We start from the raw sequence: 13,488 nt of genomic DNA on the forward strand, positions 1-13,488 counted from the left end.
ACCCACCCTAGGGTCGGCCGGCAAAGCGCTCGAGCAGGTCCACGTGCCCGGAGACGATCAGCATGTCCCGGCCGGACACCTTCGTGTCGGGCCGCGCATAGGTGAAGTCCTCCCCCGGGGACTTCACGCCGACGACGGTGACTCCGTACTTCGAGCGCACCCCGGACTCGGCGAGCGTGAACCCCTGCGTCTCCTTCGGCGGGTACATCTTCACGATCGCGAAGCCGTCGTCGAACTCGATGAAGTCGAGCATGCGGCCGCCGACGAGGTGCGCCGCCCGCTGGCCGGCATCGGCCTCGGGGTAGATCACGTGGTTCGCGCCGATGCGCTTGAGGATCTTCCCGTGCGAGGGCGTGATCGCCTTGACCCACAGGTGGTCGATGCCGAGGTCCACGAGGTTGGCCGTGATGAGCACGCTGGATTCGATCGAGGTTCCCACCCCGACGACGGCGGCCGAGAACTCCTGCGCGCCGAGCTGCCGGAGGGCATCGATGTTCGTCGCATCCGCCTCGACCACGTGGGTGAGGATGCCCGAGAACTTCTGGACCAGTTGCGGGTCCCGCTCGATGGCCAGGACCTCGCGGCCCTGCCGGACCAGCTGCTCGGCCGTGGCGGCACCGAAGCGGCCGAGGCCGATCACGAGGACGGGTGCGTTGTGGGCGGGTCTTTCAGCCAATGATCGGCCTCTCGTCGGGGTAGCGGTACAGCGTGCTGCGTTGCCTCAGCGCCAGGGCCGAGGCGAGGGTGATGGTGCCCATGCGCCCGGCGAACATCAGGGCGGACAGGATGTACTTGCCCGCAGGGGGCAGTTCTGCGCTGAGGTTGGTGCTGAGCCCGCACGTCGCGAAGGCCGAGATGACCTCGAAGACCACCTTGTCGAGGGGTTCGTCGGTGAGCGCGAGGATCAGTCCACTTCCGACCAGCACCAGCGTGGCGCCCATGAAGATCACCGAGATGGCCACACGCATCGCACCCTGCGGGATGGTGCGGCCCCAGGCCCGGACGTCGGCGTCGCCCCGAGCCTCGGCGACGATCGCGAGGAACATGACGGCGATCGTGGTGACCTTGATGCCCCCCGCGGTCGACGCCGAGCCGCCGCCGGCGAACATGAGCGCGTCGGTGAGGAGCATCGTCGTCGAGTTCATGTCGTTCTGGTCCACCAGGTTGAATCCGCCGGAGCGCATCATGACCGATGCGAAGAGGGCATGGATGGACTTGTCGGCCACGCTGAGGTTCGAGATGGTCCGATCGTTCTCCCACTCGAGGAAACCCCAGGCGAAGGTCCCGGCCACGAGGAGGATGAGCGACACGTACACCGTGAGCTTCGCGTGCAGCGTCCACTTGCTGAAGCGGTGCCGCACCTGCACCAGGACCATGATCACCGGGAAGCCGAGACTGCCGAGGAAGACACCGACCATGAGCGGCGTCAGGATCCACAGATCCGTCTCGTAGGGCACGAGGCCGTCGCTGTGCGGGGTGAATCCGGCGTTGTTGAAGGCCGAGATGGAGTAGAAGACGCCGTGCCAGAGCGCCTGCCACCAGGGTTCGCCGAGGATCATGAAGCGGGGGATCAGTACGACGGCGAGCACGATCTCGATCACCACCGACGTGGTGATGACGATCCGCAGGAGCGTGCCGATCTCACCCAGCCGGCTCGCGTTGTTGAGGGCCTCCTGGGCCAGCAGCTTGCCGCGCACCCCGAGCCGCTTGCTCACGATCAGGGCGAGGAGGGAGGCGAGCGTCAGGGTCCCCAGCCCGCCGATGAAGATGCCGAGCAGGATCACCAGCTGACCGAAGAACGACCAGTGCGTGGCCGTGGACACCACGGTGAGGCCGGTGACGCAGACGGCGGACACCGCGGTGAAGAAGGCGTCGTGCAGGGGAGTGGCCTGGCCGCTGCTGGCCGCGACGGGCAGGCTCAGCAGGGCGGTGAAGACGAGGATGACGCCGGTGAAGATGAAGAGGGCGAGGCGCGCCGGGGAGCTGTTCGCGAAGGAGTCGACGAAGTCGCGGATCGAGGCCAGCAGCCTGACGTATCCGTGTCGATCGTCCGTCAGCCACCGTGGCTGTTGACTTACCATTGACGCCCGCTCTGCCCCGTTTGCTGGTCCTTCCGCCGAAGCGGCACCGTGATCATCCTTATTGTCCCCTGCAGTAGTAAAGCATCCTGCCGGGGTGCGTCGTCGAAATATCACGCATCGCGTAGCCTTGCAGGGATGTCTACGCACTCAAGGCCGGCGGTGCCCCTCCAGGTCGTCTGGGACGACTCGATGCTGGCCTACGATTTCGGCGGGCAGCACCCCATGAACCCGGAGCGGCTGCACCTGACCGCCCGGCTCACGCGGAACTGCGGGCTGCTCGACCTCGACGGCGTGACGGTCACCGCACCGTTCGTCGCATCGGACGAGGAGCTCGCCACGGTCCACAGCGCCGACTACATTCGGGCGGTCCGCCGGGTCAGCGCCGATCCGGCGGCGTCGGACGCGGGCATGGGGCTGGGCACGGAGGACAACCCCGCGTTCGCCGGCATGCACGAGGCGAGTGCGCGGCTCGCAGGTGGCTCCCTCGGTGCCGCGGAGGCGATCATGCAGGGCTCGGCCGTGCGGGCGGTGAATTTCGGCGGCGGCATGCACCATGCCGCACGCTCGCGCGCGAGCGGCTTCTGCATCTACAACGACGCCGCTGCCTCCGTCCAGCGGCTGCTCGACCGCGGCGCGGAGCGCGTCCTCTACATCGACGTCGATGCGCACCACGGCGACGGCACGCAGAGCATCTTCTGGGATGACCGCCGCGTCATGACGATCTCCCTGCACGAGACGGGTATGAGCCTGTTCCCCGGCACCGGATTCGCCAATGAAACCGGAGGGCCGGGGGCGGAGGGCTATGCGGTGAACGTCGCACTGCCCACGGTCGCCGGTGATGCCGCGATGCTGCGGGCCTTCCACGCCGTGGTGCCGCAGCTGGCCGAGGCCTTCGCCCCCGACGTGATCGTCAGCCAGCACGGCTGCGACTCGCACCGCGAGGATCCCCTCACGAACCTGCGCGTGAGCGTCGATGCCCAGCACGCCATGATGCTCGGCGTGCGCGACCTCGCGGACCGCCTGTGCGGCGGGCGGTGGATCGCCACGGGCGGGGGCGGATACGCCCTCGCGAGCGTGGTGCCGCGGTCGTGGACGCTGCTCGTCGCCGTGGCGGCCGGCGCGGCCATCGGCCCGAAGACCCCCGTGCCTGCCGCCTGGCGGGACTACGTCCTCGAGAGGCACGGCCTCGACGCCCCGATCCTGATGGGTGACGGCGCTGATTCGTGGTGGCGCTCCTGGGAGGTCGGGTACGACCCCAATGACGATCTCGACCGCACCGTGATGGCCACGCGGAAGGCCGTGTTCCCGCTGCACGGCCTCGATCCATGGTTCGATTGAAGCGCCGACCGGCAGGATGCCGTTCGGCGTATATATCGCTAGGGTGGTCGAATGGGAATCGATGATGTATTCGCTGTCATCGCCGAAGGAACGCGCAGGCAGATCCTCAAGCAGCTGCGCGACGGCGACAAGGCGGTGGGGGAGCTCGTCGTCGAGCTGCAGGTGAGCCAGCCGACGGTGTCGAAGCACCTGAAGGTGCTGCGTGAAGCGGGGCTGGTCAGCATGCGGGCCCAGGGCCAGAAGCGCTACTACTCCCTGGACACGGCACCGCTGGCCCGCGTTCGCGAGTGGCTGGCGGAGTTCGAGGCGCAGGCGCCCGCGGACGACGCCGTGAGCGAGGTGCGCGACGACCTCGGGGACCTGGTGCTCGAGCCGGCGACGGACATCGTTCCCGCCGAGGCGCCGGACACGGCGGAGGCGGGGGTGCTGGCTGCTGCCGTCCTCGCGGGCCAGGAATCGCCGGTCGGCGCGGATGTTCCCCGCCAGCAGATCGGCAGGACCATGGGCCGGGCCGCGGAGCGGGCCGCCGACCTCCTGTCGCAGTTGCGGCGCCGTCGCGACCCGTCCTCGTAGGGCAGTCCACAGGACGGCGGCAGCCTTTCACTTTGGCCACACCAGCCACTAGAGTGAACCCTTAGGCGGATAATCCTTAGGCACAAGGCGACACGCCGTTCAGTCGCTCCCGGGTATCCTTCTCGATGCCGGTCTCAGGGTGAAATTTCAGGCCTCCATGCAAAGGAATAGTGGTGAGATGGCAGACGGGAATAACTTCTCGGATGTGCAGTTCTTGACGGTCGCCGAGGTGGCCGAACTCATGCGTGTCTCGAAGATGACCGTGTACAGGCTCGTCCATGCAGGAGACCTGCCGGCGGTGCAGTTCGGCCGGTCCTACCGCGTCCCGGAGTCGGCGGTCGAGGAGTTCCTCCACCACGCGCAGGTCGACGGCCAGTCCGAGAGCGCCTGAGCGGGGCAGCGGTCCAGTCCGTTCGCCAAACGGATGTACCCTGTTAAGGAGCGTTTTGGGCGGGTCTGGGCCCGCTCCGTTTTTGCATCATTTGGGCGACTGCCACCAGGTACGCGCCTTTCGTCACCCCAGCGCTGGCCTCCCGGCTTCTGCCCGGAGTCCGTGCTGCCGAACAACAGTTTGTGAGGACTCTATGGGTTCAGTAATCAAGAAGCGCCGCAAGCGTATGGCAAAGAAGAAGCACCGCAAGCTGCTTCGCAAGACCCGTCACCAGCGCCGCAACAAGAAGTAGCCGGCGCCCGGCCAGAAGCCGGAGTGTGCCGAACGGCCCGGATTCCCGCCCCTCAGGGCGTGGAAGCCGGGCCGTCGTCGTTCGCGGCTCCGGCGTCCGGGAGCGTCGTGGCCCCGTGCTCCAGGCCCCGGCGTCAGCGGCTCCTGAAGCGGGAGAAACCTCGCCACAGCCCGTAGACGGTCCCGGCCACGGTGGCCGCGCGCAGCCCCAACGTCGCGGCTCGCCTGCCACTGCGGAAGTCGTACACCGGCCAGTTGTTCGCGCGGGCGTGGCGGCGCAGCCTGCTGTCCGGATTGATGGCGACCGGATGTCCGACCACGGTCAGCAGGGGTATGTCGTTGTAGGAGTCGCTGTAGCCCCAGCAGCGTGCGAGGTCGAGGCTCTCCCGCTCGGCGAGCTCGAGGACGGCGGCGGCCTTGGCCGGGCCGTGCAGGAAGTCGCCGACCAGCTTCCCGGTGTAGAGGCCGTCGGCCACTTCTCCCACCGTGCCGAGGGCGCCGGTCAGCCCGAGCCTGCTGGAGATGACCGCCGCAACCTCCACGGGCGTACCCGTCACGAGCCATACCTGCCGGTTCGAGCGCAGGTGCTGCTCCGCCAGGGCCCGGGCGCCCGGCCAGATCTTGGAAGCGATCATCTCGTCGTAGACCTCCTCGCCGAGGGCCAGGATGTCCTCGTGGGCGATGCCGATGGCGAAGGCGAGGGCCGCGTCACGCACCGAGTTCACATCGGTCATGGTCTCGCCGCGCATGATGAACCGCAGCTGCTTCCAGGCCAGCCCCGCGGCGAACCTCAGGGTGAAGGCCTTGCGCTGGTACATCTTCCTGGCCACGTGGAACAGGCTCGCGCCGCGCATCAGCGTGTTGTCGACGTCGAAGAAGGCCGCCTCACCCGTGGCCGGTGGCTCTTGTGGGGGCTGCAGGCCCCGGGCGACGTACGGCATGTTCCGAGTCTAGTTCTTCGCCCCTGCGGCCCGGCCGCGGCGCGGCAGTACGGTGGAAGCATGGAAACGCCAGTCGAGTCGCCGGGTGCCGGCGTTGTGCTCCTCACCCGTCCGGAGTGCCACCTGTGCGAGGACGCGCGGACCGTGGTGGGGCGCGTGGCCGGCGAGTTCGGCCTCGGCTGGCGGGAACTGTCCGTGGCCGAGGCGCCCGCACTCGGTGCCCGGTTCGCCGAGGAACTGCCCGTCCTGTTCATCGACGGCGTACAGCGGGACTTCTGGTCCATCGACGAGTCGAGGCTGCGCCGGCTGCTCGCCGGGCGCCGGACGGCCTAGTCCCACCCGGCCCGGGCTTGGTGGCCCCGCGTCGTCGGCATAAAGTGGTCATACTTCCGCCCCCGACGTCGAGGGACCCGGGATCCGGCACGCGCCGACCGGGTGCGGCGGAGCGATCAACGGAGCCGATGACAGTGACAACGCCGGACACGCCAGGCCTCCACCCTGTGGGTGATGCCGCGCGCCACATCCCGCCTGCGTCGGTAGCCCGCCTCACCATCTACCTCCGAGCGCTCAACTCGTTGCTCGCCGAGGGGATCGAACGCGTGTCCTCGGAGGAGCTCGCCGATGCCGCCGGCGTGAACTCCCCGATGCTGCGCAAGGATCTCTCCTATCTCGGGTCCTACGGCACACGGGGCGTCGGCTACGAGGTCCAGTACCTCAACCGGCAGATCTCGATCGCCCTGGGGCTGACGCTCGACTGGCGCGTGGCCATCATCGGAGTGGGCAACCTCGGCCGCGCACTCGCGGGCTACTCCGGGTTCGGATCACGGGGCTTCGAGATCGTCGCGCTCTTCGACGCGGACCAGCTCGTGGTCGGTTCCGAGGTCGGCTATCTGAGGGTCAGCGCCGTCGATGACCTCGAGGCGGTGCTCGAACGTACCCGCACCAACATGGCGGTCCTCTCCGTGCCCGCGTCCGTGGCGCAGGAGCTGTGCGACCGTCTCGTCGCAGCGGGTATCTCGAGCATCCTCAGTTTCGCTCCCGTGGTGCTCCAGGTGCCACCGCACGTGCAGCTGCGCAAGGTCGACATGTCCACGGAACTGCAGATCCTGGCCTATCACGCGCAACGGGCGCAGGAGCCGGACCTCGGTCCGATCTCCCGCGCCCAGTAGGCGGCAGTCCGCGGTTCCCCGGCTCAGTACCCGAGCCTGCGCGGTGCGAAGTACGGCCTCGCGGGCGACAGGTACGTCAGGACGACGCCCGCGACGCCCAGGAGCGTGACGATCACGCTCAGCGCGAGTGACAGGCCGGACGGCGCGGCCACGGGCTGTCCGCTCGCCTCGGCCGCCTGGCTGGCCAGGGGGAGGAACAGGACGCTGGCGAGGAGGCCCAGTACGTTGAGGGCCGCGAGCACGGTCGCCGTGATGCGGGCCCAGTTGTGGCCCTTCCGGATGAAGACCGCCAGGACCACGTAGACCGCGGCGAACACCACCGAGAAGACGAGGCCGATCCCCACGCCCAGCGAGGCGCCCGCCATGTCCGGGACCTCGGAGGTGAGCGCCGAGATGATGGCGGAGGCGAGGTACAGGACTCCCGCGGCGAGGATCAGGACATAGGCCCGCTGGACCTCCCTGGGGGCGGGGCCCTTCTCCGCCTGCTGGGGCAGCGTTCCGCCTCCCGGATAGGCGTAGCCGGACTGCTGGGCCGCCTGGTAGCCGTACTGGCCGCCGTCGTCCTGCCTGCCGTCCGGCCCTGACCGGCCCTGCTGGCCGAACGGGGACTGCCCGTTCCCCTGGCTGTTCCCCTGCCCGTAACGCGGGTCCTGTGGCGTGCTCATCTCGGCGTCCTCCGTTGTGATCTCGTCGCGTCATCCATCCGACGGTGCCCCCATGGACGTCCCGTCGTGGATGTGGTCCTGTCAGCCTAGTTCGTCCGTTCACGGCGGGAACAGGGACTGAACGCCGACGGCCGACGTCGTCGAAGGACGACGTCGGCCGGGGCGGCGGGACGCGAGTGGCCCGGAGGCCGGACGGACTAGACCGTGGCGACGGCGGGAGCCACGAATGCGGCTTCGATGGTGATGGTCACCTTGTCCCCGACCAGGACGCCGCCGGCTTCGAGGGCTGCGTTCCAGGTGAGGCCGAAGTCCTTGCGGGAGATGCTGGTGGAGGCGGAGACGCCGGCGCGGGTGGCACCGAAGGGATCCACGGCCACGCCGTTGAACTCGGCGTCGAGGACCACTGCCTTGGTGATGCCGCGGATGGTCAGGTCACCGTGGATCTCGTAGGTCTCACCGGAGCCGGTGTGCGAGGTGGAGACGAAGGTCATCTCCGGGAACTCCTCGACGTCGAAGAAGTCGGCGCCCTTGACATGGCCGTCGCGGTTCTCGTCTCCGGAGGTGAAGGACGCGGTCTTGATGGTCGCCGTGATGCTGGAGTCCTCCAGGGAGGAGCCGACGGTGAGTGAGGCGTCGACGTCCTTGAAGGAGCCGCGGACCTTGCTGATGCCGGCGTGGCGGACACTGAAGCCGACCTCGCTGTGGGCGGGATCGAAGGACCAGGTGCCGGAGGTGAGGCCTGAGGGGACAGTCATGGGGAACTCCTGAAGGGTGGTGGCTGGTGAATGCTGACGATCTGTAGAAGCATGCGTTTGCATGTTTTATTCCACTCTACACTCAAAGGTTCAACTAATTCTGCAGGCGTTCCGCCGGGGGCGGAAGGTCCGATTGGCCGTGGGGTGGGGGCATGCGGGAAACTGGAGGGATGCAGCGAGCAACCGTCCACCTGGTGCGCCACGGTGAGGTCCACAACCCGGAGGGGGTCCTCTACGGGAGGCTCCCCGAGTTCCACCTGTCCGAGCTGGGCCGGCAGATGGCCGATCGGATGGCGGGCTATTTCGCGCAGCGACGGGACGAGGGCGCCCGCATCGTGCACCTCGTGGCGTCCCCGCTGACCCGCGCCCAGGAGACGGCGCAGCCGGTCGCCGAGGCGCTCGGCCTCACGATCACCACCGACGGCCGCATCATCGAGGCGGAGAACCGCTTCGAGGGGATGTCGAAGATCAAGAGCAGGCTCCGCCAGCCGCGGTACTGGCCGCTCCTCGTCAATCCGTTCCGGCCCTCGTGGGGGGAGCCCTACAACCAGCAGGCCGAACGTGTCCTCGCGGGCGTCCAGGACGCCCGCCGTCGTGCCCTCGAACTCGCCGGGGAAGCGACGGACCGGCCCGTCGAGGCCATCCTCGTGAGCCACCAGCTTCCGATCTGGGTCACGAGGCTCGCCGCCGAGCACCGCCGGCTCTGGCACGATCCGCGCCAGCGCGAGTGCACCCTCACCTCCATCACGTCGCTCGATTTCGACGGCGACACCATCCGGCGCGTGCGCTACGCGGAGCCGTGCGCCGACCTGCTGCCCGGTGCGGCGAATGTCCCCGGGGCGTAATAGAATTACTACACGTCGTAGAAATCAACGGAAGTAGCCGTGACCACAACCGTCCGTCCCACGAAGCGCCGCCTCCTGCTGAAGCTGGGCATGGCCCTGGCCTTCACCGTGCCGGTTTCGCTCGTGGCGACGTCCTGCTCGGCCGAGGATCCCCTCGCGCAGCAGGCCGCTGCGGGTGACGGCAAGAACTACATCGCCGGCGACGGCTCGGTCACGGAGTACGCGGAAGCGGATCGGGGCGAGCCCGTCGAGGTGTCCGGCACCCTGTTCGGCGGCACCCCCGTGTCCAGTGCGGAGTGGAACGGCCAGGTCACCGTCCTCAACTTCTGGTACGCCTCCTGCGCCCCCTGCCGCGAAGAGGCACCGGACCTCGTCTCGCTCCATGACGAGTACGGGCCGCAGGGCGCCGCGTTCTACGGCGTCAACATCCGCGACGAGCAGGCCACGGCGGAGGCCTTCGAGCGCAGCTTCGCCATCCCCTACGAGAGCTTCGACGACAAGGACGGCGGGGTGCTGCTCGACATGACGCAGTACGTCCCACCGCAGGCCGTCCCCACCACGATCGTCCTCGACCGCGAGGGGCGCGTGTCCGCGCGCATCCTCGGCCTGGCCGATCGCAGCACCCTCAAGGCCCTGATCAGCGATGCGCTCGCCGAGTAGCGCGGCTGCCGGGTCCTGCCGGTGACCGGGCTCGTGACGCCGTCGACCGCAGGCGTCCCCCTCGCTGCGGGGAACGCCTTCGCCGACGCCGTCCTCAACGGCTCCATGCTCCTCGCCCTGCCGGTCGCACTGCTGGCGGGCCTCGTCTCCTTCGCCTCACCGTGCGTACTGCCCCTGGTCCCCGGGTACCTCGGGTACGTCACGGGACTGACCGGGGTGGATCTCGAGAAGCAGAAGAAGGGCCGGATGGTGGCGGGGATCGGGCTGTTCGTGCTCGGTTTCTCGGTGGTGTTCATGGCCTACGGCACCCTGTTCGGGCAGCTCGGGGCCTTCCTGCGCGTGTCGCAGGGCTGGCTCATCCAGGTGTTCGGCGTCGTCGTGATCCTCCTGGGCATCGTCTTCATGGGTGGCTTCTCCTGGTTCCAGCGCGAGAGCCGACTTCATGCGCGTGTTCCCACGGGACTCCTCGGAGCACCGATGCTCGGGCTGACCTTCGGACTCGGCTGGGCGCCGTGCATCGGCCCCACCCTCGGTGCGGTACAGCTCCTCGCCATCTCGGGCAATGACGCGACGGCGCTGAAGGGCGCTGTCCTGACCTTCGTCTACTGCCTCGGCCTTGGCCTGCCGTTCCTGCTGATCGCGCTCGGGGTGCGGCGCGGGATGGGCGCCCTCGCCTTCTTCAGGAAGCACCGGCTGCTGTTGCAGCGCGCCGGCGGGGGGCTCCTGGTGCTCGTCGGAGTGCTCATGGTGACCGGTGTCTGGAACTTCTGGATCACGCGGCTGCAGGACCTCCTGATCGGCACCGTGGTCTTGCCGATCTGAGCACGGCGATGAACGGAAGCCACGCACGCGAACCGATTCTGATGGGAAGGGCACAGTGAAGCAGGACGTCACGCAGGACACGAGGGACACGGCGGGTGCCCGGGATTCCAGGGCCGACGTCGTCCTGCCCTCACTCGGGTTCCTCGGCACCCTGCGGTGGGCCTGGACGCAGCTGACGAGCATGCGCACGGCGCTGTTCCTCCTGCTCCTGCTCGCCGTCGCTGCGGTCCCCGGATCGCTGTTCCCGCAGCGGCCCGCGAATCCCGCGGTCGTCACGCAGTACATCCAGGACAACCCGGACTCCGGGCCCGTCCTCGACTGGTTCCAGCTCTTCGACGTCTACTCGTCCGTCTGGTTCTCCGCGATCTACCTCCTGCTCTTCATCTCCCTGATCGGGTGCGTGGTGCCCCGCGCGATCGCCCACTTCAGGGCGGTCCGGTCCAAGCCGCCGCGCACGCCCAAGCGCCTCTCACGCCTGCCCGTCTACGGGACGCTCGAGGTGCCGGCGGACCAGGCGCGCGACGCCGGCCTCACGCCGTCGTCCGCGGCCGAGCAGGCGGCCGCGGTGCTCCGCAAGCGGGGCTACCGGGTGGATGTGCGCGACGCCGGGACCGACCGTCCGTCCGTGGGTGCCGAGCGCGGCCTCGCCAAGGAGTTCGGCAACCTCGTCTTCCACACCTCGCTCATCGGGGTCCTGGTGTCGGTCGCCGTCGGCGGGCTCTTCGGCTACAACGGCCAGAAGGTGATCGTCGAGGGTGACAGCTTCGTCAACACCCTGATCGGGTACGACAGCTTCAACCCGGGCTCCAACTTCTCGGACGACCAGCTGGAGCCCTACTCCCTCCGGCTGGACTCCTTCGACGTCCGCTTCGACCGGGAGCAGGAGAGCCACTACGGCCAGCCGCTCGACTTCACGGCCAACGTCACCACGCAGGACGGCCCCGGACAGGACGAGGAGCAGCAGGTCCTCAAGGTCAACGCGCCGATCACGATCGGCGGGACGAACGTATACCTCGTCGGCAACGGGTACGCACCGGTGGTGACCGTGCGCGACGGCGAGGGCAACATCGCGTCGCAGGGGCCGGTCGTCTCGGTCCCGTCCGACGGCCTGTACACCTCGCTGATCGTCCTCAAGGCTCCGGATGCGAAGCCGGACCAGCTCGGGTTCGTGGGATTCTTCCTCCCCACCGCGTTCGTGGACGAGGAGGGCGTGTCCTTCTCGCGGGATCCGGACCCCTTCAACCCGCAACTCAACCTCAACTCCTATTACGGGGACCTGGGGCTCGACGACGGCACCCCTGAGAACGTCTACGTACTGGACACCGAGAACCTCACCGAGCTCAACAGCCGGAACAACGACGACGGCGGGATCGTCCTCGGCGTCGGCGACACCTACGACCTGCCCGAAGGCAAGGGGTCGGTCACGTTCGACGGCCTCAAGCGCTACGTGGCCCTCGACATCCACCACGATCCGGGTGAGGTGGGAGCCCTCGTGTTCTCGACCCTCGCGCTGCTCGGCCTGTCCGCGTCCCTGTTCATCGGACGGCGCAGGCTGTGGGTGCGCACCGGCGAGCACCCCGACGGACGCATCATGGTCGAGTACGGGCTGCTGGCGCGCGGTGAGGACCACCGGCTCCCGATGGAGGGCAAGGCTGTCGAGAAGCTGCTGGCGGACCGCTGGTTGGTGCCGTCCGGCGCCACGGGTGAAAATAGGGAGCCGGGGGCCGCGACGCCGGCACCCGGCACGGGGCAGTCGCACCACAACGCAAAGGACAACTCATGACACCACCAGTCAACGCTGAGCTCGGGCAGGTCAGTGAGCTCTTCATGCTGCTGGCCTCCATCGCCTATGTGGTGGCCCTCGTCTTCTTCGTGCTCGACCTCGTGAAGTCCAGCTCGACCATCGGCAGCCTGGAGACGCGGCTGGCGAGCGAGCAGGCCGTGCCCGCCCGTGCACTCGCGGGTGCCGGGGTGGGCAGCACCGGTTCGACGACGGCCACCGCGCCTGCCCACCCCACCACGGCCGACGACTCGATGGACTACGGCGCCGGGCCGCGGCGCGGGACGGCCCGCATCGCCGTCTCGCTGACCGTACTGGCAGCCGTCATCCACGGGGCAGCGGTCATCACCCGCGGCGTCGCAGCTCACCGGGTGCCGTGGGGCAACATGTACGAGTTCTGCACCACGGGCGCCTTCCTCGTCGCGGCCATCTTCCTCATCACGCTCACCCGCAAGGACCTGCGCTTCGTCGGTTCCTTCGTGGTGGGACTCGTGGTCATCATGCTGTGTGCTGCGACCGTCGGGTTCCCTACCCCCGTCGCGCGCCTCATCCCGGCCCTGCAGAGCTACTGGCTGATCGTGCACGTCTCCATCGCCGTCGCCTCCTCGGCGCTGTTCACCATCACGTTCGCCATGTCCGTGCTGCAGCTCCTGCAGACCTCACGCGAGGCGAAGCTCCTCGCCGGCAAGGCGGACACTGCGAAGTTCCTCCGCCTCGTGCCCTCCGCACTGAGCCTCGAGAACCTCTCCTACCGGCTCAACGCCGTCGCGTTCGTAGGCTGGACCTTCACCCTCATGGCGGGCGCCATCTGGGCCGAGCAGGCGTGGGGCCGCTACTGGGGCTGGGACACCAAGGAGGTCTGGACGTTCGTGATCTGGACCGTCTACGCCGGCTACCTGCACGCCCGCGCCACGCGCGGCTGGACGGGCACACGCGCCGCCTGGCTGTCGATCGTCGGGTACCTCTGCATCGTCTTCAACTTCACGATCGTCAACATCTACTTCTCGGGGCTGCACAGCTACGCGGGAGTCTAGGAAGAGCGCGTCCCCAGCAGGGCGCAGGCAGGGATCGGGAGCCCCGTGGCATCAGCTGCGGGGCTTCCGCGTTTCCGCGGGTGCCCGGTCCTGGCGAGCGTGCTGCGGACGGGGGCCTGCGTCACTGGCGGTCTCCCGGCGGG

General features: G+C 68.5%; 16 protein-coding genes. 11 read left to right on the forward strand and 5 right to left on the reverse strand.

Annotated features, from left to right (window positions below; all coding sequences use genetic code 11):
- Nucleotides 1–7 precede the first annotated feature (7 nt).
- Together AC1MFI_RS07955 and AC1MFI_RS07960 are read right to left on the reverse strand one after the other, a co-directional pair.
- A complete protein-coding gene (locus tag AC1MFI_RS07955) occupies nt 8–676 on the reverse strand; it encodes a potassium channel family protein (RefSeq protein WP_479820604.1) in 669 nt (222 codons plus the stop codon).
- A complete protein-coding gene (locus tag AC1MFI_RS07960; RefSeq protein ID WP_479820605.1) occupies nt 669–2,081 on the reverse strand; it encodes a TrkH family potassium uptake protein in 1,413 nt (470 codons plus the stop codon). The genes AC1MFI_RS07955 and AC1MFI_RS07960 overlap by 8 nt, the downstream gene beginning before the upstream one ends.
- Nucleotides 2,082–2,216: 135 nt before the next feature.
- Between AC1MFI_RS07960 and AC1MFI_RS07965 the strand changes: the two genes are divergently transcribed.
- From AC1MFI_RS07965 to AC1MFI_RS07980, 4 genes are all read left to right on the forward strand, one after another.
- Nucleotides 2,217–3,419 (forward strand): acetoin utilization protein AcuC, encoded by a 1,203-nt coding sequence (locus tag AC1MFI_RS07965; protein WP_479820606.1) that lies wholly within the window; start codon nt 2,217–2,219, stop codon nt 3,417–3,419.
- 51 nt (nt 3,420–3,470) lie between these two features.
- Complete coding sequence (locus AC1MFI_RS07970; RefSeq protein ID WP_479820607.1) at nt 3,471–3,992, forward strand: ArsR/SmtB family transcription factor; 522 nt, start codon at nt 3,471–3,473, stop codon at nt 3,990–3,992.
- A 178-nt stretch (nt 3,993–4,170) separates the two neighbouring features.
- A complete protein-coding gene (locus tag AC1MFI_RS07975) occupies nt 4,171–4,383 on the forward strand; it encodes a helix-turn-helix domain-containing protein (RefSeq protein ID WP_400482261.1) in 213 nt (70 codons plus the stop codon).
- Nucleotides 4,384–4,576: 193 nt separating this feature from the next.
- Nucleotides 4,577–4,675, forward strand: coding sequence for a 30S ribosomal protein bS22 (locus tag AC1MFI_RS07980; RefSeq protein WP_003792170.1), 99 nt, complete (start codon nt 4,577–4,579; stop codon nt 4,673–4,675).
- A 133-nt stretch (nt 4,676–4,808) separates the two neighbouring features.
- On the opposite strand, the gene AC1MFI_RS07985 is transcribed toward AC1MFI_RS07980, so the two are convergent.
- On the reverse strand, nt 4,809–5,615 hold the full coding sequence (locus AC1MFI_RS07985; RefSeq protein ID WP_479820608.1) for an HAD family hydrolase: 807 nt from the start codon (nt 5,613–5,615) through the stop codon (nt 4,809–4,811).
- Between the two features lie 60 nt (nt 5,616–5,675).
- On the opposite strand from AC1MFI_RS07985, the gene AC1MFI_RS07990 reads away from it, so the two are divergent.
- Nucleotides 5,676–5,948 carry a glutaredoxin family protein gene (locus AC1MFI_RS07990; RefSeq protein WP_479820609.1) on the forward strand — a complete coding sequence of 91 codons (273 nt, stop codon included), beginning with the start codon at nt 5,676–5,678 and terminating at the stop codon, nt 5,946–5,948.
- 128 nt (nt 5,949–6,076) lie between these two features.
- Nucleotides 6,077–6,784 (forward strand): redox-sensing transcriptional repressor Rex, encoded by a 708-nt coding sequence (locus AC1MFI_RS07995; RefSeq protein WP_479820610.1) that lies wholly within the window; start codon nt 6,077–6,079, stop codon nt 6,782–6,784.
- 23 nt (nt 6,785–6,807) lie between these two features.
- Here the strand turns inward: AC1MFI_RS07995 and AC1MFI_RS08000 are convergent, their stop codons facing one another.
- Nucleotides 6,808–7,449 (reverse strand): hypothetical protein, encoded by a 642-nt coding sequence (locus AC1MFI_RS08000; protein ID WP_479820611.1) that lies wholly within the window; start codon nt 7,447–7,449, stop codon nt 6,808–6,810.
- A gap of 197 nt (nt 7,450–7,646) precedes the next feature.
- A complete protein-coding gene (locus tag AC1MFI_RS08005; RefSeq protein ID WP_479820613.1) occupies nt 7,647–8,204 on the reverse strand; it encodes a YceI family protein in 558 nt (185 codons plus the stop codon).
- 170 nt (nt 8,205–8,374) lie between these two features.
- On the opposite strand from AC1MFI_RS08005, the gene AC1MFI_RS08010 reads away from it, so the two are divergent.
- From AC1MFI_RS08010 to ccsB, 5 genes are all read left to right on the forward strand, one after another.
- On the forward strand, nt 8,375–9,049 hold the full coding sequence (locus AC1MFI_RS08010; RefSeq protein WP_479820614.1) for a histidine phosphatase family protein: 675 nt from the start codon (nt 8,375–8,377) through the stop codon (nt 9,047–9,049).
- Between the two features lie 90 nt (nt 9,050–9,139).
- Complete coding sequence (locus tag AC1MFI_RS08015; RefSeq protein ID WP_479820819.1) at nt 9,140–9,709, forward strand: TlpA family protein disulfide reductase; 570 nt, start codon at nt 9,140–9,142, stop codon at nt 9,707–9,709.
- Nucleotides 9,710–9,814: 105 nt separating this feature from the next.
- Nucleotides 9,815–10,531, forward strand: coding sequence for a cytochrome c biogenesis CcdA family protein (locus AC1MFI_RS08020; RefSeq protein ID WP_479820821.1), 717 nt, complete (start codon nt 9,815–9,817; stop codon nt 10,529–10,531).
- A gap of 55 nt (nt 10,532–10,586) precedes the next feature.
- The gene (gene resB, locus AC1MFI_RS08025; protein WP_479820615.1) at nt 10,587–12,314 is read left to right on the forward strand and encodes a cytochrome c biogenesis protein ResB; all 1,728 of its coding nucleotides are present in this window, start codon (nt 10,587–10,589) and stop codon (nt 12,312–12,314) included.
- The gene (gene ccsB / locus AC1MFI_RS08030) at nt 12,311–13,345 is read left to right on the forward strand and encodes a c-type cytochrome biogenesis protein CcsB (RefSeq protein ID WP_479820616.1); all 1,035 of its coding nucleotides are present in this window, start codon (nt 12,311–12,313) and stop codon (nt 13,343–13,345) included. The genes resB and ccsB overlap by 4 nt, the downstream gene beginning before the upstream one ends.
- Nucleotides 13,346–13,488: the final 143 nt, after the last annotated feature.

It is taken from the genome of Arthrobacter sp. BC5, from assembly GCF_056680255.1.

Bases quoted from the DNA above. Each gene is read 5' to 3' on its own strand.
- AC1MFI_RS07990 (WP_479820609.1), top strand. From the start codon at position 5,676: ATGGAAACGCCAGTCGAGTCGCCGGGTGCCGGCGTTGTGCTCCTCACC.
- AC1MFI_RS08000 (WP_479820611.1), bottom strand. From the start codon at position 7,449: ATGAGCACGCCACAGGACCCGCGTTACGGGCAGGGGAACAGCCAGGGG.
- AC1MFI_RS07960 (WP_479820605.1), bottom strand. From the start codon at position 2,081: ATGGTAAGTCAACAGCCACGGTGGCTGACGGACGATCGACACGGATAC.
- AC1MFI_RS07985 (WP_479820608.1), bottom strand. From the start codon at position 5,615: ATGCCGTACGTCGCCCGGGGCCTGCAGCCCCCACAAGAGCCACCGGCC.
- AC1MFI_RS07970 (WP_479820607.1), top strand. From the start codon at position 3,471: ATGGGAATCGATGATGTATTCGCTGTCATCGCCGAAGGAACGCGCAGG.
- AC1MFI_RS07980 (WP_003792170.1), top strand. From the start codon at position 4,577: ATGGGTTCAGTAATCAAGAAGCGCCGCAAGCGTATGGCAAAGAAGAAG.
- AC1MFI_RS07965 (WP_479820606.1), top strand. From the start codon at position 2,217: ATGTCTACGCACTCAAGGCCGGCGGTGCCCCTCCAGGTCGTCTGGGAC.
- AC1MFI_RS07995 (WP_479820610.1), top strand. From the start codon at position 6,077: ATGACAGTGACAACGCCGGACACGCCAGGCCTCCACCCTGTGGGTGAT.
- AC1MFI_RS08005 (WP_479820613.1), bottom strand. From the start codon at position 8,204: ATGACTGTCCCCTCAGGCCTCACCTCCGGCACCTGGTCCTTCGATCCC.
- AC1MFI_RS08020 (WP_479820821.1), top strand. From the start codon at position 9,815: ATGCTCCTCGCCCTGCCGGTCGCACTGCTGGCGGGCCTCGTCTCCTTC.
- ccsB (WP_479820616.1), top strand. From the start codon at position 12,311: ATGACACCACCAGTCAACGCTGAGCTCGGGCAGGTCAGTGAGCTCTTC.
- AC1MFI_RS08015 (WP_479820819.1), top strand. From the start codon at position 9,140: ATGGCCCTGGCCTTCACCGTGCCGGTTTCGCTCGTGGCGACGTCCTGC.
- AC1MFI_RS07975 (WP_400482261.1), top strand. From the start codon at position 4,171: ATGGCAGACGGGAATAACTTCTCGGATGTGCAGTTCTTGACGGTCGCC.
- AC1MFI_RS08010 (WP_479820614.1), top strand. From the start codon at position 8,375: ATGCAGCGAGCAACCGTCCACCTGGTGCGCCACGGTGAGGTCCACAAC.